The sequence below is a fragment of the Nocardia blacklockiae genome, from assembly GCF_015477355.1.
GTDB lineage: Bacteria > Actinomycetota > Actinomycetes > Mycobacteriales > Mycobacteriaceae > Nocardia > Nocardia blacklockiae.
The window spans coordinates 614,465-636,572 of the sequence record NZ_JADLRJ010000001.1 but is presented as its reverse complement, the minus strand read 5'-3'; the positions used below and the strand labels follow the sequence as shown (position 1 = coordinate 636,572).

The window sequence follows — 22,108 nt, the reverse complement described above, 5'->3', positions numbered from 1 at the left end:
CTCAGCCCACCTCCCTGTTCATCCTGCGCAGCGCCGGTCGCCGCGAGGGGGCCAGCTGTTCCCACCGCTGCGCGAGCTGCGCGACGGTCGGCGCGTCGAAGATCACCCGGACCGGGACCTCGACGCCGAGCACCGCCCGGATCCGGCTGACCAGCCGGGTCGCCAGCAGCGAATGACCGCCCAGCGCGAAGAAGCCGTCGTCCATGCCGACCCGGTCGCGACCCAGGATCTCGGCGAACAATTCGGCGAGGACCCGTTCCCGTTCGGTGCTGGGCGCGCGGTAACGCACCGATGACTCGAATTCGGGATCGGGCAGTGCCGCGCGATCGAGCTTTCCGTTGGCGGTCAACGGGATCGCGTCGATCACCATCACCACCGCGGGCACCATGAACTGCGGGAGCCGCTCGGCGGCGAGCCTGCGCAGGTCGACGGGCAGCAGCACGTCCTGGGGGTGGTTCACGTGCGCGGCCGGAGTCGTCACGGCGGCCGCGGGCAGGTAGACGTCGGTCAGCGGCCGGTCCTGCGCGGTGGCGGCGTCGAGGAAGATCGCGTCCATCCGATCGGGTTCCGCGGACCAGGTCACCGCGGTGCGGTACCCGCTTCTCCGGCCGAGCTGATACAGGTCCTCGGGCAGCAGCCCGGACCCGTCGGGGTCGTCGAGGAGATCCGCCGAGACGGGGCGGCCCGCCCGGATCCGCCGGACGGCCTCGGCCTCGCCGCGCAGCCCGGCGCGCGGAATCCCGGTGACGCGCAGGCCTTCCGGATGCGGTTGCGCCACCAGATCGCACAGCCTCTGGCGGTCGTGGAAAGCGACGGCGGGCACGGTGGCGAGCGACAGCGGCTGCGCCGGAGCCTTGCGTAGCACGACGTCGTAGCGGTACCGGGTCAGTTCGTTGACCGCGCGGCCGCGCTCGAGTTCGATGTCGACGGCGGCGAAACCGTCCGCGTCCCGGCACAGGCCCAGGAAGTATTCCGGGGCGATCAGCAGTTCGCGTTCGGCGGACATGGCGCGGCGCACCCGATCCCGGACGAGTTCGGGGTCCTCGCCGCCGTGGCGGGTGATCTCGATCGCGGTGGTGAATTGTTCCAGCAGAGCGAGATTGCGCACGTCGCCCACGAAGACAGCGCCGCCGGGGGCCAGCACTCGCAGCACCCGTTCGAGGACGCGGCGCAGATAGGCCTCGCCGGGGAAGTACTGGACGACGGAGTTCAGCACCACGGTGTCGAAATGGTTGTCCGGCAGGCCGTTCATGTCGTCGGCCGCTTGGGCGCTCGCGAAGACGCGGCCGGCCCAGTCCGCGCCGAGCTCGTGCAGCCGGTGCCGCAGCGTGGTGACGGTGGCGGCGGAAAGGTCTGTCGCCCAGTACTCTTCGCAGTCCGGCGCGAGCTGCGAGAGCAGCAGCCCCGATCCCACGCCGATCTCCAGCACGCGCCGCGGCGACAACTCCCGGATTCGGTCGACCGTGGCCGCGCGCCATTCCCGCATCTGTTCCAGGGGGATCGGTTCTCCGGTGTAGCTGCTGTTCCAGCCGCCGAAATCCGCGCCGAACTCCGTCCCGTCCTTGCCGTTGCCGACGTACAGGTCGTCGTACACCTGCCGCCACTGCCCGACCAGATCGTCCTCGCCGAGCGGTGGCCCGGCCCGGTCGGCGACGACGTACGCGATCAGCTGCTTGTCACCGGAGCCGTTGTCGCGGGCGGTGACCACGGCCTGGGACACAGAAGGGTGTTGCGCCAGTGCGGCTTCCACCTCCCCCGGCTCCACCCGGAAGCCACGGATCTTCACCTGATCATCGACACGGCCCGCGAACTCCAACTCTCCCACCGTGTTCCACCGCACCACATCACCCGTGCGATACAGCCGCCCACCCGAGCCGAACGGATCCGCCACGAACCGGGCCGCGGTCAATCCCGCCCGACCCGAGTAACCCCGAGCCACCTGCGCCCCCGCCACATACAACTCACCCTCCACACCCACCGGCACCGGCAACAACCACGAATCCAGCACGAACACACGCACATTCCCCAGCGGACGCCCGATCGGCACCGCACCGTCGATGCCCGCGACGACTTCGTGCTCGGTCACGCAGGCCGTCGTCTCGGTGGGGCCGTAGCCGTTCACGATCCGGGCTCCGGCGTACTTTGCGTGCAAGGCGCGCACGACGTCGGCGGTCAGCTCAGTACCGCCGGCCACGACCCGCTCCAGTGTTGCTAGTGGTGCGCCGGGCATCGATCCGGCGTGGTCGAGCAGGGCCGACAGCAGCGGGGGGGTCGCGAACATGCTTGTCACCGACCGGGTCTCGATCAATCGCGTGAGCTCCGCCGGATCCGAGCGTTGCGCGCCGGTCAGCACCACCGTCGCGCCGCCGCACAGCGCGGGCCAGATCTCGTAGGCCGAGGCGTCGAAGGCGATCGACGTGTGGGCCAGCACCCGCTCCCGTGCGCTCATCTCCCACGCCTGAAATACCAGGTTCACCACGTTGGCGTGGGTTACGCCGACGCCCTTCGGGACACCGGTGGAACCGGAGGTGTAGATCACGTACGCCAGATTCCCCGGCCGCACCGCGACCCGGTTCCCGCTGCCCGCGCCGTCCGCGGGCGGGGCGTCGAGGTACAGGTGCGGTGTGGCGGTGCGCGGCAAGGTGCCCGCGGTGGCGGAGTCGGTCACGACGACGACGGGCGCGGCGTCGGTGAGGACGAATTCCAGCAGACCCGGCGGGTAGGACGGATCGATCGGCAGGTACGCGCCACCGGCTTTCGACACCGCCAGCAGTGCCACGATCAGCGCCGCCGATCGGGGCAGGGCCACCGCGACGACGGCGTCCGGCCCGACCCCGCACGCGATCAGCCGCCGCGCCCAGTCCTCCGCGCGGGTGTCGAGTTCCCGGTACGACAGGCTCGCGTCCGCGCCGGCGACCGCGACGGCATCCGGTGTCCGGGCGGCCTGCGACTCGAACAACCCGGCCAGGGTGCTCTCGGCGACGGGCACGGCGGTGTCGTTCCGCCGCCGCAACAACAGGTCCCGCTCGCGGTCGCCGAGCACGTCGATCGCGCCCACCGGCGTATCCGGGGCCGACCCGATCCGGCGCAGGATCCGGCGGAACCGGTCGGCCATGGCCTCGACGGTGGGCCGATCGAACAACCCGGTCGCGTACTCGACGAGCGCGTCCCATTCCCGGCCGGCCGGGGCGTCGGTGATGTTGAAGAACAGGTCGAACCGCGCGGTGGCCGTGAACGCCGGGTACGGCTCGATCCGCACGTCCGGCAGTTCCAGCACCGGCAGCGTGTTGTTCTGGAAGGCCAGCGACACCTGGAACAGCGGATGATGCGCCGCCGAGCGCACCGGATTGAGCAATTCGACCAGCAATTCGAACGGAACGTCTTGATTCTCGTACGCCGCCAACGCCTTTCCACGCAGCTGCGCCAGCAACTCGGCGAACGACGACGCCGGATCCACCCGCGCCCGCAGCACCCAGGAATTGACGAAGAATCCCACCAGGTCGGCCAGGGACTCGTCGGTGCGCCCCGCGATCGGCGAACCGATCGGAATGTCCTCGCCCGCACCGAGTTTGAACAACAGCACGGCCAACGCCGACTGCAACACCATCGACACCGTCGCACCCTCACGCGCCGCCAGCCGCTCCACCGCCGCACGGGTTTCGGCATCGATGGTGAACAGGACCATATCGCCGCGATAGTCGGCGACCCGGCCGCGCGGCCGGTCGGTCGGCAACCGCAACTGCTCCGGCACCCCGTCCAGCTCGCGACGCCAGTATTCGAACTGCTCGTACAGCACGCTCTCGGGATCGTGCGCCGACCCGAGCAGATCCCGTTGCCACAGTGTGTAATCCGCGTATTGCACCGGCAGGGGTTCCCACTCCGGCGCGTGCCCGCCCAGTCGCGCCGTGTACGCGGTGGCGAGGTCGCGCAGCAGCGGCGTCATCGACCAGCCGTCGGCGGCGATGTGATGGATCAGCACCACCAGCACGCAGTCCCGCTCGTCGACGCGAATGACGTCGGCGCGCAGCGGTATTTCCGTGGACAGCTCGAATCCGTACCGCACCGCGGCGGTGACCGCCGCGTCCAGTACGGCGGCCTCGACGTCGGTCACGGTGACCGGTGGCTCGACCCGCGCCGCGTCGAGCACCCGCTGTGCGGGCGTGCCGTCGTCCTCGACGAAGATCGTCCGCAGGCTCTCGTGCCGGGCGAGCACGTCACCGAGCGCGGCCCGGCAGGCGGCCGCGTCGAACGCACCGCTCAACCGCACCGCGAGGGCGATGTTGTAGGTCGCCGAGGGCCCCTCCAGCCGGTGGATGAACCACAGTCGCCGCTGCGCGAACGACAGTGGCACCGACTCGGGCCGGGTCCGCGCGGCGAGCGGCGGGCGCACCCGGGCGTCGGTGTCCAGCTCGGTCGCCAGCCGCGCGACGGTCGGCGCGTCGAAGACGGTCCGGATCGGCACTTCCACCCCCAGTACCGCCCGGATGCGGCCGACCAGGCGGGTCGCCAGCAGCGAATGGCCGCCGAGCGCGAAGAAGCTGTCGTCCACGCCGACCCGGTCCAGCCCCAGCACCTCGGCGAACAGGTCGGCCAGCAGCTTCTCCTCGACGCTGCCGGGCGCCCGGTACTCCACGGTCGAGGCGAACTCGGGATCCGGCAGGGCGCCGCGATCCAGTTTCCCGCTCGCCGTCAACGGCAGCGCGTCGATCACCATTACGGCCGCGGGGACCATGAACTCCGGCAGTCGTGTGCCCGCGAATCGGCGCACGTCGGCCGCCAGGAGACCGACCTGCGGATTGTTGGCATGCTCCGCCGGGCTGCCCACCGGTCCGGGTGGCACGTAGACGTCGGTCAGCGAACAGCCTTCGGCGACTTCGCTTTCGAGGAACACCGCGTCCATCCGGTCCGGTTCGCTCGACCAGGTGACCGCGGTGGCGTATCCGCAGCACCGGCCGAGCGCGTGGATGTCCTCGGGCAGGAAACCGCCGCCCGGCCGCTCGGTGGTGGTCGACAGGACGCCTTCGAAACCGACGCCGCAGGTCTCGATGTCCGTGCCGCCGTTGCGGATGCGGCGGGCGGCTTCGACCTCGCCGAGCAGCCCGGCATGCGGGATGCCGGTGACGCGCAGGCCCTCGCCGCGGCGATTCAGGAGCAGTTCGCGCAGCCGGTCCCGCCCGCCGAACTCGACCTCCGGCATTCCGGCGGCCGACAGCGGCCGCGACGGCGCCTTGCGCAGCACGACGTCGTAGCGGTAGCGGCTCAATTCGTTGACCCAGTGGCGGCGTTTGAGTTCGATGTCGACGGCGTCGATCTCGCCTGTCTCGCGGCGCAGGCTCAGGAAGTATTCGGGGTCGAGCAGGAGTTCCTGTTCGGCGGCCATATCCCGGCGCACCCGCCGGGCGAGGGTCGTGATGTCGCCCGTCCCGTGCCGTGCGAGCTGGGCCGCGGTGGCGAATTCCGGGAGCAGCGCCAGATTGCGGACGTCGCCGACGAATATCGACCCACCGGGAGTCAGCAGCCGCAGCGCCTGCCCGAGCACGCCGCGCAGGTACGCCTCGCCGGGGAAGTACTGGATCACCGAATTCAATACCACTGTGTCGAAATGGTTTTCGGGCAGCCCGCGGGTGTCCGCGGCGGTCCGGACCTCCAGCTGTACGCGCGCGGTCCAGTCCTCCCCGAGGTCACGCAGCTGCCGTTCGAGGGTGGCGATGGTCGCGACGGAGAAATCCGTCGCCCGATACTCTTCGCAGTCGGGTGCCAGGCGCGACAGCAGCAGGCCGGTGCCGACACCGATTTCGAGCACTCGCCGCGGCCGCAGTTCCCGGATCCGGTCGACGGTCGCGGCCCGCCATTCCCGCATCTGCTCGATCGGAATGGGCGCGCCGGTATAGCTGCTGTTCCAGCCGGAGAAGTCCGCGCCGAACGCGCCCGCCGCGCCGGTGTCGCCGGGGGCCTCGATGCCGGAATACAGATCGTCGTACACCCTCCGCCACTGACCGACCAATTCGTCCTCGCCGACGGCGGGCCCGCGGCTGTCGGCGACCACGTACGCGACCAGCTGCTTGCCACCGGTGTCGGTCTCGCGCGCCACCACCACCGCTTGCGACACCGAAGGGTGTTGTGCGAGTGCGGCTTCCACCTCCCCCGGCTCGACCCGGAAGCCACGAATCTTGACCTGGTCGTCGGCCCGTCCGCCGAATTCCAGCTGTCCCTGCGGGTTCCAGCGCGCCACGTCGCCCGTGCGATACAACCGGCCGCCCGCACCGAACGGATCGGCCACGAATCGCGCGGCGGTGAGCGCGGCCCACCCCCGATACCCGCGGGCCACCTGCGCCCCGGCCACATACAGTTCGCCCGGCACTCCCACCGGGACCGGCTTCAGCCACGAATCCAGCACGTACACCCGGGTATTGGCCACCGGCCCACCGATCGGGACCGTGCCGGTCACGTCGTCGGGCACGAGCAGTGACGTGACGTCGACCGTCGCCTCGGTCGGCCCGTAGAGATTGTGGACGCGCACGCCCGCGCGGGCCGACCTGAGCGCATCGACCACGTCGGCGGTGAGGGCGTCGGCACCGGTATCGATCCGGGTCAGGCTGCCGAAAGGGTTGCCGGGCAGGGTGTTCAGGTGGTCCGTGAGCGCGGACAGCAAGGGCGGGGTCGCGAACAGGTGTGTCGCCGACTTCGCCTCGACCAGTCCGATGATCTCCGCCGGATCCGATCGCCGCTCGGTCGCGACGACCACCGTCGCGCCGCCGGCCAGGGCGGGCCAGATCTCGTAGGTCGAGGCGTCGAACGCCACCGACGAATGCGCCAGCACTCGGTCCCCGGGCGCTACCGCCCAGGCCTGAGCGATCAGATTCACCACGTTCCCGTGCGTGGCCCCGACGCCCTTCGGCACACCGGTCGATCCCGAGGTGTAGATCACGTAGGCCAGGTGCTGCGGGCGCACCGCGACCGCTCGGCGATCCCGCTCCGCGTGGCCGTCGGCCGCGTCGAGAAACAGCCGCGGTATTCCGTTGTGCGGCAGGGTTTCCGCGGTGGGCCGATCGGTCACGATCACGACCGGCTCGGCATCGGCGAGAACGAACGCCAGCCGGTCGGACGGATACGCCGGGTCGATCGGCAGATACGCGCCGCCCGCCTTGGCCACCGCGACCAATGCCACCAGCAGGTCCGCGGACCTCGGGAGCGCGACGGCCACGGCCGTGTCCGGGCCCACTCCGCGAGAGTTCAGGAGGCGCGCCCACCGTTCGGCGCGGCCGTCGAGTTCCCGGTAGGTGAGTTCGGTGTCGCCGCAGCTCACCGCCACAGCGTCGGGGCGGGTCGCGACCTGGGTCTCGAACAGGCCGACCAGCGTGGTGTCCGGGACCGCGACCGGCGTGTCGTTCCAGCGGCGCAGGACCAGGTCGCGCTCGTCGGGATCGAGCACGTCGACCGATCCGACCGGCGCTTCCGGCGCGGCCGCGACCAGCCGCAGCACTCGCACCAGGCGTCGCGCCATCGCCTCGACGGTGGACCGCTCGAACAGCTCGGTCGCGTACTCCACGAAACAGTCCCACTCCCGGCCGGCCGGGGCGTCCGCGATATTGAAGAACAGATCGAAGCGGGACGTGCCGGTGGACGCGGGGTACGGCTCGGACCGCACCCCGGCCAGATCCACGGCGGGCAGGGCGTTGTTCTGGAAGGCCAGCGACACCTGGAACAGCGGATGATGCGCCGCCGAGCGCACCGGATTGAGCAATTCGACCAGCAATTCGAACGGAACGTCTTGATTCTCGTACGCCGCCAACGCCTTTCCGCGCACCTGTGCCAGCAGTTCGGTGAACGACGCGGCCGGGGCGACTTCGGTTCGCAACACCCAGGTGTTCACGAAGAAACCGACCAGGTCGGCCAGGGATTCGTCGGTGCGCCCCGCGATCGGCGAACCGATCGGAATGTCCTCGCCCGCACCGAGTTTGAACAACAGCACGGCCAACGCCGACTGCAACACCATCGACACCGTCGCGCCCTCACGCGCCGCCAGCCGCTCCACCGCCGCGCGGGTCGGGCGGTCGATGGTGAAATGGGCCAGGTCACCGCGATAGCTCGCGGTCCGTGGTCGCGGTCGGTCGGTCGGCAGCCGCAACTGCTCCGGCACGCCGTCGAGTTCGCGCCGCCAATACTCGAACTGCCGGGACAGCACGCTGTCCGAATCCGTCGCCGAGCCCAGCAGATCCCGTTGCCACAGGGTGTAATCCACGTAGTGGACGGGCAGCGGTTCCCAGTCCGGCGCCCGGTGCTCGAGGCGGGCCGCATAGGCCTGCGACAGATCGCGCAGCAGGGGCGTCAGCGACCAGCCGTCCCCGGCGATATGGTGCATCAGCAACACCAGGACGCACGCGTCGGAGTCGCGGCGAAAAACGCTGGCGCGCAGGGGAATCTCCGTGGACAGGTCGAATCCGTATCGCGCCGCCGCGGTCACCGCGGCGTCCATGTCCGTCGCGGCCGTGTCGGTCACGGTGAACGGCACTTCGGCGCTGCCCGCTTCGAGTACGCGCTGCGTGGGTTCGCCGTCGGCGTCGGCGAAGATCGTGCGCAGGCTCTCGTGCCGGGCGACCACATCACCGACGGCGTCACGCAGGGCCGCGATCTCGGCACCGCGCAGGTCCACCGCCAAGGCCATGTTGTAAGTGGCGGAACGGCCTTCGAGCCGATGGATGAACCACAGCCGCCGCTGGGCGAACGACAGCGGAATCGGTTCCGGCCGCTGCCGGACGGTCAGCGCGGGACGGACCTCGACATCGGTGTCACATCGTTGCGCGAGCCGCGCGACGGTCGGAGCGTCGAACACCGTGCGAATCGGCACCTCGACACCCAACGTCGACCGAATCCGGCTCACCAATCGCGTAGCCAGCAACGAGTGCCCACCCAAGGCGAAGAAGCTGTCGTCCACCCCGACCCGGTCGATTCCCAGAATGTTGGCGAACAACTCGGCGAGGACCCGCTCGCGCTCGTTCTCCGGCGCGCGATAGTCGGCCGTCGCGGGAAATTCCGGATCGGGCAGGGCGGCACGGTCCACTTTCCCGTTGGCGTTCAACGGAATCGAGTCGACGACCGTCACCGCGGCCGGGACCATGAACTCCGGCAGCCGATCCGCCGCCCACCGGCGCACCTGTCCGCTGTCGACCGGGCTGCCCGCGTCGGGGACCACATACGCGAATAGTCGTGTGCCGCCGGAGTCGGTGGCGCGGGCGGTGACCGCGGCTTGCGTCACCGAAGGATGCTGCGCCAGTGCCGCTTCCACCTCCCCCGGCTCCACCCGGAAGCCACGGATCTTCACCTGGTCGTCGGCGCGGCCGACGAACTCCAGCTGCCCCTCGGTGGTCCACCGCACCACATCACCCGTGCGATACAACCGGCCACCCGAACCGAACGGATCGGCCACGAACCGCGCGGCGGTCAGCGCGGGCCGGTCCACATAGCCGCGCGCCACCTGCGCACCGGCCACGTACAGTTCGCCCGCTACGCCCGCCGGAACCGGACGCAACGACGAATTCAGCACGTACACACGGACGTTGGCCAGCGGTGTGCCGATCGGCACCGAGCCCTCGGGCGGTATCCCCGCCGCGAACATCGTGGCGAAGACCGTGGTCTCGGTCGGGCCGTAGCCGTTGGCGATCGGGGCGACGGCGCTCATTCGACGCGCGACCGAGGAGGTCAGTTCCGCGCCGCCGGCGATCAGCCGGGTCAGGCTTCGCAAAGGCTTTCCGGGCACCGCCTCGGCCCGATCGAGCAGCGCCGAGAGCAAGGCCGGGGTGGAGAACATCTTCGTCACCGACCGCGTGTCGACGAGCCGCACGATCTCGGCCGGGTCCGAGCGCCGCTCCGTGGCCAGCACCAGTGCGCCGCCACTGGTCAGCGCGGGCCAGATCTCGTAGGTGGAGGCGTCGAAGGCGATGGACGAATGCGCCAGTACGCGTTCCCCCGGCCCGGCCGACCAGTCTTGCGACACCAGATTCGCCAGGTTCCGGTGCGTCGTGCCCACGCCTTTCGGCACACCGGTGGAGCCGGAGGTGTAGACCACGTAGGCCAAGTTCTGCGGATGTGCCGCGGCCGCCCGGCCCGCCGTCCGGGCCTCCGTGTGATCGACCGTCTCCAGGAACAGGCGCGGTATTCCGTTGTCCGGCAGCGTATTCGCGGTGGCGTGGTCGGTCACGACGGCCACCGGCGCGGCATCGGCGAGGATGAGCGCCAGCCGTTCGGAGGGGTAGGCCGGATCGATCGGCAGATACGCGCCGCCGGCCTTCAGCACCGCCAGCAGGGTCACGATCAGGTCGGCCGACCGCGGCAGCGCCACCGCGACCACGGCGTCCGGGCCGGTGCCGCGCGCGGTCAGCAGCCGTGCCAGACGGTCGGCACGGGAATCCAGCTCCCGATACGACAGGGCCGCGTCGCCGCAGTACACCGCGACCGCGTCCGGGGTCCGGGCGGCCTGCGCGTGGAACATCTCGACCACGGTGCCGTGAGCGATGTCGGCGGTCGTGTCGTTCCAGCGGCGCAGGATTCGTTCGCGTTCGTCACCGCCCAGCACATCGATCGAGCCGATCGCGGCCTCGGGGTCGGCGGTCAGCTGCCGCAGAACCCGCACCAGGCGGTCCGCCATCGCCTCGACCGTGGCCCGGTCGAAGAGGTCCGTGGCGTACTCGACGAACCCGTCCCATCCGATCGTGCCGGGGGCATCGCCGATATTGAAAGTCAGATCGAACCGGGAGGTCGTGGTGGTGAGCGGCCGGGGCTCGACGTGGACGTCCGGCAGATCCAGTGTGGCGAGGGTGTTGTCCTGGAAGGACAGCAGGACCTGGAACAAGGGGTGGTGTGCCGCCGAGCGGGCCGGATTGAGCAGTTCGACCAGCAGCTCGAACGGCGCGTCCTGATTCTCGTACGCGGCCAGCGCTTTCGCACGCACCTGGGCCAGCAGCTCGGCGCAGGTGTCCGTCGGGGTGACGCGCGCCCGCAGCACCCAGGTGTTGACGAAGAACCCGACCAGATCGGCCGCGGCCTCGTCGGTACGCCCGGCGATCGGCGAGCCGATCGGGATGTCCTCCCCGGCACCGAGTTCGGACAGCAGGATCGCCAAGGCCGACTGCAACACCATCGCGACCGTCGCACCCGCGCGAACGGCCGTGCGCTCCACCGCGTTCCGGGTTTCGGGGTCGATGCCGAACAGCACCATGTCGCCGCGGTAGCTCGCTACTCGCGGGCGCGGGCGGTCGGTCGGCAAGGGCAGCCGCTCCGGCAGCCCGTCGAGTTCGCGCCGCCAGTACTCGAACTGGCGGGACACGACGCTGCCGGGGTCGGTGGCCGAGCCCAGCCATTCCTGTTGCCACAGCGTGTAATCCACGTACTGCGCGGGCAACGGCGCCCACTGCGGCGCCCGCCCCGCTCGCCGCGCAGCATACGCGGTCGACAGGTCGCGCAGTAGTACCGCCGCCGACAGCCCGTCTCCGGCGATGTGGTGGAGCAGCAGGACCAGCGCGTGGTCGCCGTCGCCGCAGCGAAAGACGCGGGCGTGGACGGGGATCCGGGTGGAGAGGTCGAATCGGTGCTCCATCGCCGTGGTCACGGCGGCGTCCACGGCCTCGGCTGCCACCTCCGAGATGCGCACCGGCGGTTCCACACTCGCGGCGTCGAGCACGCGTTGCGCGGGCACACCGTCGATTTCGGGGAAGACCGTGCGCAGGCTCTCGTGCCGGGTGATCACGTCACCGAGCGCCGCCGCGAACGCCGCCGGATCGAAGTCACCGGTCAGGCGGGCGGCCACCGGGATGTTGTAGGTGGTCGACGGGCCTTCGAGCCGGTGCAGGAACCAGAGCCGCCGTTGCGCGAACGACAACGGGACGACTTCCGGTCGCGGCCGCGCCGACAACCCCGGGCGCAGCCGCGCGTTCGCGTCCAGGCGGGTCACCAGCTGCGCCACGGTCGGGGCGTCGAAGACCGTCCGGATGGGCACCTCGATGCCCAGCACCGCGCGGATCCGGCTCACCAACCGGGTGGCCAGCAGCGAGTGCCCACCCAGCTCGAAGAAGCTGTCGTCCACGCCGATTCGCTCGAGTCCGAGGACCTCGGCGAACAGTTCGGCCAGCACTCGCTCGTGCTCGCTGCCCGGGGCTCGGTACCGCGCCGACGACGCGAACTCCGGATCCGGCAGGGCGCGCCGATCCACTTTCCCGTGGGCGGTCAGCGGCATCGAGTCGATCACCGTCACCACCGCCGGGACCATGAACTCCGGCAGCCGGTCGGCCACCCACCGGCGCACCGCGCCGCCGTCGACCGAGCCGCCGCGGTCGACGACGACGTACGCGGCCAGCTGGGTGTCGGCGCCGAGGTCACGGCCGGTCACGACGGCCTGCGTGACCGAGGGATGCTGTGCCAGTGCGGCTTCCACCTCGGCCGGTTCGACCCGGAAGCCGCGGATCTCGAGCTGGTCGTCGGCGCGGCCGACGAACTCCAGCTGCCCCTCGGTGGTCCACCGCACCACATCACCCGTGCGATACAACCGGCCACCCGCATCGAACGGATCGGCCACGAACCGCGCGGCGGTCAGCGCGGGCCGGTTCACATAACCGCGCGCCACTTGCGCACCGGCCACGTACAGCTCGCCCGGGACCGCCGCCGGGACCGGCCGCAACCACGGATCCAGCACGTACGCCCGGACATTGCCCAGCGGACGCCCGATGGGGCTGACGCCCGGAATGTCCGGCACCGTCGCCAGATCGAGCCTTGTCACGTGCACCGTGGTCTCGGTGATGCCGTACATGTTGATCAGAGCCGTGCCGTCACCGCCGTCGGCCGCGAACCACGGCCGCACGTGCGTGTCGTGCAGCGCCTCGCCGCCGAACACCACCATGCGCAGCGCGGAATCGGTGCTGCCGCAGCGCGATCGAGCTTCCGCCAATGCCTGGAACGCGGCCGGGGTCTGGTTGAGAACGGTGATCCGCTCGTCCACCACCAGCTCCCACAGCTGCGCGGGGGCACGCACGACCTCCCACGGCACCACCACGACCCGGCCGCCGTGCAGCAGCGCGCCCCAGATCTCCCAGACCGAGAAGTCGAACGCCTGCGAATGACACCACGCCCACACGTCGTCGCGGCCGAATTCGCACCAGGCGGCGGTACTGCGGAACAGCGAAACCGCATTGCGGTGGGTGACGCCGACGCCCTTCGGTGTTCCGGTGGAACCCGACGTATAAATCACATATGCCAGATTTCCGGGGCGTGGTGTGCGCCGCGCTGCCGGTCGGCTCGGCAATTCCCGGTCGTCCTCGTCGAGGAGGACGACCGGAATTCCGGTGTCCGGCAGGGACTTCGCGGAGATCCTATCGGTGAGCAGCACGACCGGCGCGGCATCGCGGAGAACGAATGCCGACCGATCCGCCGGATAACTCGGATCGAGCGGAAGATAGGCGCCGCCCGCTTTCAGCGCCGCCAGCATCGCGACGACGCATTCCGCCGACCTCGGCAGCGCCACCGCCACCACGTCGTCCGGGCCCACACCCTGGGCGGTCAATGTCCGTGCGAGACGCTCCGCTCGCGCGTCCAGCTCGCGGTAGGAAAGCTCGACGCCGCCGGAGATCACGGCCACCGAATCCGGTGCCTGGCGGGCCCGCTCTTCGAACATTTCCACCAGCGTGGCGTCCGTATCGATCGGCACCGCCGTGTCGTTCCACAGTTCGGTGACCACTCGCCGATCGTCGCCGAGAATATCGACGTCGCCGATCGGCACCTCGGGATCGGACATCGCCTGCCGCAGATAGCGCACGACGAAACCGAGATAGGTGCGCAGATCGGCGTCGGTATACGTGCGGGCATCCCCTTCCAGCCGCAGATATCCTCCGCGGTCCGACCCTTTTTCGTAATGGAAGACGATCGACAGATCTCCGCTGTTGCCGGCCGAGTACAGCTGGAGATCCGCGGTGCCACCGGTCATTCGCAGCGCGCCGAAGAACGACATGACATTGACGACCGGGCCGAACGGATTGCCGCCGGTATTCGGTATCCGCCTGTCCCGCAGGATGTCCGGTATGCCGTAGCGCAGGTGCGCCTTGGCGTCGGAAATCGTGCCCTCGATCCGGGCGGCGAGTTCGCCGAGCGTGAGCTCCCGGCTGGAACTGATGGGCAGCGGGACGGTGTCGGAGAGCTGGCACGGCGTCCGGCCGGCGCGGCCGACCCGGTTCGACACCGGCAGCTGCAGGCAGAACTCGTCGCGCAGCGAACAGCGCTGGATGGCGGCCGCGGCGACGGACATGATCAGGTACGGCAGCTTGACCTGCGCGGATCGCGCCGAGTTCAGCAGTTCGCCGAGATCTGCGGCGCTGAAGCTGTAGGTGCGGCCGAGGCGTCCGGGCTCCGCGTCGGCCGCGGCGTGGCCGGGCAGTCGCAGCGGATCGATATCGGCCTTCATGCGCCTGCGCCAGTATTCCCGGTCGAGCGCCCACTGGTCGCGGCGATAGGCGCGATCGTCCTCGACGATCTGCTCGATGCCCACGAAACCGGAAGGCTCCAAGGGTGTTTCGGCCGTCAGCGCACCGTACACGTCCAGCACGCGCTGCGCCCAGGCCACGACGCCCACACCGTCCATGATGATGTGGTGGAAACACACCGACAGGAAATAGCGGTCGTCGCCGACGCGCAGCAGTGCGACCCGCAGCAGCGCGTCGCGCTCCAGGTCGAAACCCGACTCGCGACTGCGGGCCATATGCTCGAAGGCGGCCGCCACCGGATCCCGCTCCGCGGTCAGATCGACGTAGGCAGGCGCCCAGTCTCCGATATCCCGGGGCACGGCCACGAGCTCACCGCCGTCGCGCACGAAATTGACCCGCAGCGCCTCCGACTCGCCGAATACCTGACGTACCGCGGCATCGAGGTGATGGCGGTACAATGCGGCTCGTATATCGATATAACAGAGACAATTATTGGGAATATCCGACAATTCGTGAGCTAACCAGAGTTCATTCTGAATCGAAGTCGAACTGTACATGGCCGACCTAACTCGTGGATTGCATGTCGAACACGCCGTCGCAGTGGGGGTTCCGCACAGAGCCGCTGGATTACACGAGTAATCCAGTGAGCGCATACCGGTCGGCACGAATTGTCCTGCCGCACATAACCGGAGGAGTATTCAGGAAGAGAACACGATCGAGTGAGCTGTGGTGTAGCAGAGGAAGTTACTACCGGTCGTCACATCATGGTCGGTGGGCGAATACTCGGCACGATCGGCGACAATCCCGGGCTACCTCGGATCGCGCCGCTATCACGATAGCAGAGCGTCCGCAGCGCGGGCGAAGACGACACAGCCGGTGTCGCCGGTTCGGCGCGGCGGTCGTCGACACATTCCCGGACGACCGTCCAGGACGGTGCTCGCGTTCTGCGCTCCCCTCCGGAACTCCTTTCGGCTGCGCATCTCCGGCCCCGCCGTTGGAACCCCGTCTGCGCTCCAGAGTTCCTCTCACGCACCGATATGTCAAGGCGCTCAACCCTATTCAGGGTGCAGCCCAAACCGGACGTCATGTCGATCACTGCCGACCTCGACGACCGGTCGGCGGATGTCGCCAGAACGGGGCGGATGCCCGCTCGACGGCAGGCGAGGACGCCTCATACGCGCCCGCCGGCCCGGACAGTGCGTCACCCGCCCGCGTCGAGCGATCGCCGAAGGACGAACCCGCTCGACGCCATGAACACGCCATTTGTGGGCGCTCACGCCTTTCCGCCCGTTACGGCTGGAAATCTCACACCGTCAAATCCGCGCTCTTCCGCGCGGTCGGTCGTATCGTTGGCTCGATTGTCCACAGGCAATTGCCAGCAACACGCGCAAGACCCGCTCCTCCGGAAAGGTGTCGACTGCAGTGAAAATCGCCAGGCGTTTCCGATATCTCGCCGCGACATCGACGGCCGTTCTCGTGCTCGCCGGTCCGGCCGCGGCCACGGCCACCGCCGCCGACGGCCCCGCGCCGCTCTACAACTCCGCTCAGGCCCACTTCCTCAGTGGCAACGACCCCGCCGGGCTGGCCGACCTGCGCGCGCTGCTCGACGGCACGCCCGACGACGCGCAAGCCCTTGCGCTGCAGGCCATCTGGTCGGACTATGTCGGCGACCTGATCACCCGCGAGGACGCGCTGAACCGGCTCGGCGGCCTCGACGGCGGCATGGCCCAGGGCACCCGCAACCTGCTCGGCGCCATCAGCGCCGCCGTCGGCACCCTGCCCAATCCGCTGCCCGCGCTGATCGGGCCGCAGACCGGCATCGTGGTGCTCGGCTACGGACTGCTGCCCGACGGCGCGCTGCGTCCCGAACTGGTCAACCGCCTGCAGGCGGCGTGGCTGCAGGCGATCGCCGCGCCGTGGTCGCCGATCGTGGTGACCGGCGGCAACCCGCAGAACGGCGTGCCCGAGGCGGTGGCGATGGCGGGCTGGCTGATCGGTCACGGCATTCCCGCCAACCGGGTGCTGGTGGAGGACCGTGCCGGGTCGACGGTGCAGAACGCGCTGTTCGGCAGCCGGATGCTGCGCGACGCCGGCGCCACCAGCGCGGTCGTGGTGACCTCGCCGAACCACATCCGCCGCGCGGTCGCGGACTTCATCGTCGCCGGCACCCAGGTGGTCGGCGCGATGACCTCCACCGACCAGCTGGTGTCGCAGCTGCCGCCGCCGAACCGGGCCGCGCAGCGCGGCATCTACCTCGACGCCACCCGCACCTTCCTGCTGCCGTCGGAGCGCTGAGCGTCCGGCGGACAATGGGCGGATGATCGACACCGCCCCGGAGGCCGTCGTCGCCGCCTTGCGTGCCGCCGGTTGTGTTTTCGCCGAAGACGAGGCCGCCCTGCTGCTGGAGGCGGCCTCGTCGCCCGCCGAACTCGACGCTTTGGTAGCCCAGCGAATTTCCGGCATACCGCTCGAACATGTGCTGGGCTGGGCCGAATTCCGGGGATTGCGGGTCGCGGTGACGCCCGGTGTTTTCGTGCCCCGGCAACGCACCGGATTCCTGGTCGAACTGGCCGTCGAATTCGGTCGCGGCGACCATTCCCGCGTGGTGCTCGATATGTGTTGCGGCTGCGGGGCGCTCGGACTGGCGGTGGCGACCGAGCTGGCGCGCAACGGCATCCGGGTCGAGCTGGCGGCGAGCGATATCGAGCCCGCCGCGGTGGCCTGCGCCCGCCGCAACCTCGAGCCGCTGGGCGCGCGGGTCTACGCGGGCGACCTGTTCGCCGCGCTGCCCGCGAACCTGGCCGGTCGGGTGAACGTGCTGCTCGCCAACACCCCCTACGTGCCGACCGCGGCGATCGCCGACATGCCGCCCGAGGCGCGGGACCACGAGCCGCGCACGGCCCTCGACGGCGGCGGCGACGGACTCGACCTCGTCCGGCGGGTGGCCGCGGGAGCACCGGCGTGGCTGGCGCCCGGCGGCCTGCTGCTGGTGGAGTCCAGCGCCGCGCAGGCGTCGGCGGTGGCGGAAGTCTTTGCGCGCCACGGACTGTCGCCGGTCATCGCGGAGTCCGAGGAGCTGTACGCGACCGTCGTCACCGGCCGCCGGGCCGACTGACCGTCACACCCGCTGGAGGCGGCGGGCGCCGGCCTTGATCGCCGCGCACAGCGCCCGCTCCGGTTCCGGCAGGCGGCTGCGGCGGCGCAGCAGGACGAACTCGAGTTCGCCGAGTTCCGGCAGCAGTGGATCCTCGACGGTGAAAAGCCCTGCGGGCAGCAGGCTCTCGGCATGGACGATCAGACCCAGCCCCGCCAGCACAGCCGCGCGCAGACCCAGCTGACTGTCGCTGGTGCACGCGATGCGGCAGGTGCGGCCCTCCCGTTCCAGCGCCCGCAGGGCGATGTGGCGGGTGATACTCGGCGGCGGATAGGTCACCAGCGGCACGGGATCGGCGAAACCCGTTGCGCCGGAACGGCCCGCCCAGACCAGGCGATCGCGCCACAGCAGCTCCCCGTGCCGCTCGCCGGGCAGCCGCTTGCCGACCACCAGGTCCAGTTCGCCCGCGGCCATCCGGGTCTTCAGGTTCTCGCTGAGCCCCACGGTCAGCTCGAGGTCGACGCCCGGGTGGCTGCGCTGGAACTCGAGCAGCACGTCGGGCAGCTCCCGCGCCACGACGTCGTCGGAGGCGCCCAGCCGGATCAGTCCGGTGAGCCGCGACTCGGAGAAGTAGCGCTGCGCCTGTGCCTGCGCGTCGAGGATGGCGCGGGCGAAGCCCACCATGGCGGCGCCGTCGGCGGTGAGCGCGAGATTGCGGGTGTCGCGGCGGAACAGCTCCCGCCCGGCGGCCTGTTCGAGGCGGGCGATGTGCCCGCTGACCGTCGACTGGCGCAGCCCGAGCAGCCGGCCCGCCGCGGTGAAGCCGCCCGCCCGCTCGACCGCGAGAAAGGTGCGCAACAGCTCGGGATCGAACACATTGATCACGATACTCGTTCGGAGATATCGATTACGCCGCCTACCGCGATCAACAGTACGGCCATACTGTACAGGGGTGAAGTTTCTCGCCAAGCTGCGCGTCGACGCCTTCGTGCTGGGTCTGCTGGTCAGCGTGCTGCTGGCGGTCGTGCTCCCGGTGCGCGGCGACGCCGCCGACGTCCTGGCCTGGGCCACCAAGATCGCCATCGGCGTGCTGTTCCTGTTGTACGGCGCGCGGCTGGAGCCGCGGGAGGCGCTGGCCGGGCTGCGGCACTGGCGGCTGCACGCGAGCGTGCTCGCGGTGACCTACCTGGTGTTCCCGCTGCTCGGCCTCGCGCTGCGGGTGCTGGTGCCCGCGGTGCTCACCGACGACCTCTACACCGGCGTGCTGTATCTGTGCCTGCTGCCCTCGACGGTGCAGTCCTCGATCGCGTTCACCTCGATCGCGCGCGGCAATGTGGCGGGCGCGGTGGTGAGCGCGTCGCTGTCGAATCTCGTCGGCGTCTTCGCGACACCGCTGCTGGTCATGCTGCTCATGCACACCGCGGGCGGCGCGTCGGTCTCCCCCGCCGCGATTCTCGCGATCGTCGTGCAACTGCTCCTCCCCTTCGTCGCGGGCCAGCTGCTGCGCCGCCGGCTGCGGCCGCTGCTGCGGCACGCGACGGTCACCCGCGTCGTGGACCGCGGGTCGGTGTATCTGGTGGTCTACGCCGCGTTCAGCGCGGGGATGGTGGAGCACATCTGGAGCGGGCTGTCGCCGTGGTCGCTGGCAGCCGTGGTGGGCGTGTGCGTGGCGCTGCTGGGTGTGCTGCTCGGGCTGACCTCGGCGGGCAGCCGGCTGCTCGGTTTCGGCCGCGCCGACCGCATCGTGGTGATCTTCTGCGGATCGAAGAAGAGTCTCGCGACGGGGCTGCCGATGGCGACGGTGCTGTTCGCCGGGCATCCGGTCGGGTTGATCGTGTTGCCGCTGATGATCTTCCACCAGATCCAGCTGTTCGTCTGCGCCGCGCTGGCGGCGCGCTGGGGGCGGGCGGCCGAACGCGCTGCGGCGCAAGCTGTGTCGCAGCCCGCCGCCGCGGCCTGAGTCACATGCCGCGCACGTATCGCAGCGTGTCCTCGACGGCGGCGAGGTCGAGATCGGAGTTCGGGTCGCTGGCGAGGAAGTCGCGGAATTCCTGCATCGACTCGTCGAGCGTGCTGCGGCGGGCCAGTTTGATCAGTTCCTGCCGGACGTAGTCGCCCAGCGGCGCGCCCGCGGCGGCGGCCCGGCGGCTCAGCACACTCCACGCGTCGGCGGGCAGGTCGTAGGTGTGGATCAGGGCCATGGCGCCCTCGTCGAGCATGGGTGTGGGGTGCTCGGGCCGCTCGCTCTCCAGGAATTCGACGACCGAATCCAGCGGCACGCGGCGCCCGGCGAGCCCCGTCAGCTCGTTGCGCACGTACTCCAGTACCGGCAGCCCGGCATAGCGAGCGCGGCGGCGCAGCACCTCGGCGGTATCGGCGGGCAGATCCTCGATCTCGATGCGCGACATGGCTGCCACGCTATGCGCGCGGCCATCGGCGGGCAAGCGTCGCGGGCGCGTTCGGCGTGCCGCGGGCCACGGGCACCGCCGGACCGGAACGGCGCGAAAAACGTTCTCGCACAGCGGTACCACTATGGACCCGCGGCCCGCACGGTCAGCGCGTCAACGGAAAGGTGGTGGTGCCGCTGTCCCCGGCGGGGATGATCGGCAGCACCACCGACGACGGATGCTCTGCGTCGTGCAGGATCGTCTGCGTGGCGCCCTGGGTGGCGGCGGTGCTCCCGAACGGCTCGCCGGTGTTGGGATTCGGCGCGTACTGCGGGAAGTCGCTGCTCGAGATTTCCAGGCGCAGCCGCGCGCCCGCCGGCACCTGGTAGCTGGTGGGCCAGATCTTGATCGTGTACCGGTAGGGCTGCCCCGGCACGATCGGCGTGGGGTGCTCCAGGGAGTCGCGGAACGCCGCGCGGATGATGCCGTTGTTGAGGTTGACGGTCGACCCGTCGGGGGCGACGGCCACCAGCTTCGCGGTGAAGTCGGTGTCGGGGGCGGTGGAGGCGGCCCACAGGGTCACCTCGGTCGGCCCGGTGAGTTCGGTGTCCGCGGGCATCGGGGCCGTGGTGTAGGTGAGCACATCGGACCGCTGTTCCACCGCGCCCTGATCGAACGGTCCCTGCGGGCCGGTCGACGCGCCGCAGCAGGAATGGCCGCCCGCGCTGGGCACCGGGTTCAGCGGGTCGTAGTAATACCGGTCCGGCTGCTGCGGATCCTTCGGCGCGGCCTCGACCAGCGCGCCCTGCCGCCCGCCGAGCCCCGGGCCGCCGGGCCCGGACAGGTAGTAGGTGGTCCACCGCGTATTCGGCAGCGGCCACGCGGACGCCGTCTTCCACCGGTTCGCGCCCATCACGAAATAGTCGACGGCCGGCTGCCCGGACACCTTCGTGTCGGCGCCCTTCAGGAACCGGTCGAACCACGCCAGCATCAACTCGTTGATCGGGCTGTCCCCGGCCGGGCCCGCGGCCATCTTCGGCGCCCCGACGCCGCTGCCCGGACGACCCCACCCGACGTGGTCCCACGGCCCGATGACCAGGCGCTGATTGCGCCGCGCGTCCTCCGACCCGCCGCGACTCACCATGCCCGTGAAATTCTCGATGCCGCCGGTGAGGAACGCGTCGTACCAGCCCTCGACGTCGAGCACCGGCACCCGCACGTTCTCGTAGCGCTCGCGGATGCTCCAGCGCCGCCAGTAGTCGTCGCGGGCCGAGTGCCGGATCCAGTCGTAGAACCACGGCGCGACCACCGGGTCGTCCGGCCGCAGCGGCGGAAACTGTTGGTAGGGGCGGTAACCCAGCCACCGGGTGTAGTCGGTGCCGTCCGCGAGGAGCTGTTTCGCCGTGGCGGTGTCGCCGCGGTTCTCGGCGGCGGTGCGGCCGATCGTCTCCATCGCCCACGGTTCGACGAAGGCGAGCCGGAACGCGCCGCCGTCGTAGGTCCAGCCGTCGTAATAGTCCGAGGCGGTGTTGGCGGGCACGATCGTCGCCAGGTGCGGCGGCGTGCGCACGGCCGCGAGCCATTGCGTGGCACCGACATACGACGACCCGTACATGCCGACCTTGCCGTTGGAGCCCGGCAGCGCCGCCGCCCACTCCACCGCGTCGTAGCCGTCGTCCAGGTCGTTGCCGAACTCGGTGAACGTGCCGCCGGACTTGCCCTGGCCCCGGATGTCCTGCACGACAACGAGATAGCAGTGCGAGGCAAACCAGTCCGGCGACCGGTACCGGTAGGGCTGGATCTGCGCGGCGTCCTTCCCGTACTGGGTGCGCATCAGGATCACCGGCACGGGATCGGCTGTGCGGGGCCGATAGACGTCGGACTTCAGCACCACACCGTCGCGCATGGCGGCGGGCACGTCGGCCTGCTTCTCGACCGCGCAGGGCCCCTGACCTCCCGCGGGCGGCCAGGCACCGGCCGCCGGAGCGGGCTGCGCCCCGGACGACGGCGCGGACCCGCCCTGTGTGGACTCCGATCCCCCGCATCCGGCGGCGATCAGCACCGCGGCGCCCACCAGGGCGCACATCCGGACGATTCGACTGCGCCGCAGACGGTTCGACGACATTCGACAGACGGTAGCACCGGACCGCCGCCCCCGGAGGCCG

The 22,108-nt window shown here is 70.3% G+C and carries 7 protein-coding genes; 3 read left to right on the top strand and 4 right to left on the bottom strand.

Going from position 1 to position 22,108, the window contains the following annotated elements:
- Position 1: 1 nt before the first annotated feature.
- The gene (locus tag IU476_RS02845) at positions 2-15,019 is read right to left on the bottom strand and encodes a non-ribosomal peptide synthetase (RefSeq protein ID WP_228822968.1); all 15,018 of its coding nucleotides are present in this window, start codon (positions 15,017-15,019) and stop codon (positions 2-4) included.
- An 865-nt stretch (positions 15,020-15,884) separates the two neighbouring features.
- Here IU476_RS02845 and IU476_RS02840 point away from each other — a divergent pair.
- On the top strand, positions 15,885-16,757 hold the full coding sequence (locus tag IU476_RS02840; RefSeq protein WP_195096171.1) for a YdcF family protein: 873 nt from the start codon (positions 15,885-15,887) through the stop codon (positions 16,755-16,757).
- 22 nt (positions 16,758-16,779) lie between these two features.
- Positions 16,780-17,577 (top strand): putative protein N(5)-glutamine methyltransferase, encoded by a 798-nt coding sequence (locus tag IU476_RS02835; protein WP_195096169.1) that lies wholly within the window; start codon positions 16,780-16,782, stop codon positions 17,575-17,577.
- A gap of 3 nt (positions 17,578-17,580) precedes the next feature.
- Here IU476_RS02835 and IU476_RS02830 read toward each other — a convergent pair whose 3' ends face one another.
- Positions 17,581-18,438, bottom strand: coding sequence for a LysR family transcriptional regulator (locus IU476_RS02830; RefSeq protein ID WP_195097380.1), 858 nt, complete (start codon positions 18,436-18,438; stop codon positions 17,581-17,583).
- Positions 18,439-18,508: 70 nt separating this feature from the next.
- Here IU476_RS02830 and IU476_RS02825 point away from each other — a divergent pair, with 70 nt between their 5' ends.
- The gene (locus IU476_RS02825; RefSeq protein ID WP_195096167.1) at positions 18,509-19,516 is read left to right on the top strand and encodes a bile acid:sodium symporter family protein; all 1,008 of its coding nucleotides are present in this window, start codon (positions 18,509-18,511) and stop codon (positions 19,514-19,516) included.
- Position 19,517: 1 nt separating this feature from the next.
- On the opposite strand, the gene IU476_RS02820 is transcribed toward IU476_RS02825, so the two are convergent.
- Both IU476_RS02820 and IU476_RS02815 read right to left on the bottom strand, forming a co-directional pair.
- A complete protein-coding gene (locus IU476_RS02820; protein ID WP_195096165.1) occupies positions 19,518-19,964 on the bottom strand; it encodes a hypothetical protein in 447 nt (148 codons plus the stop codon).
- Between the two features lie 145 nt (positions 19,965-20,109).
- Positions 20,110-22,068, bottom strand: a complete 1,959-nt coding sequence (locus tag IU476_RS02815; RefSeq protein ID WP_228822967.1) for a CocE/NonD family hydrolase — start codon at positions 22,066-22,068, stop codon at positions 20,110-20,112.
- Positions 22,069-22,108: the final 40 nt, after the last annotated feature.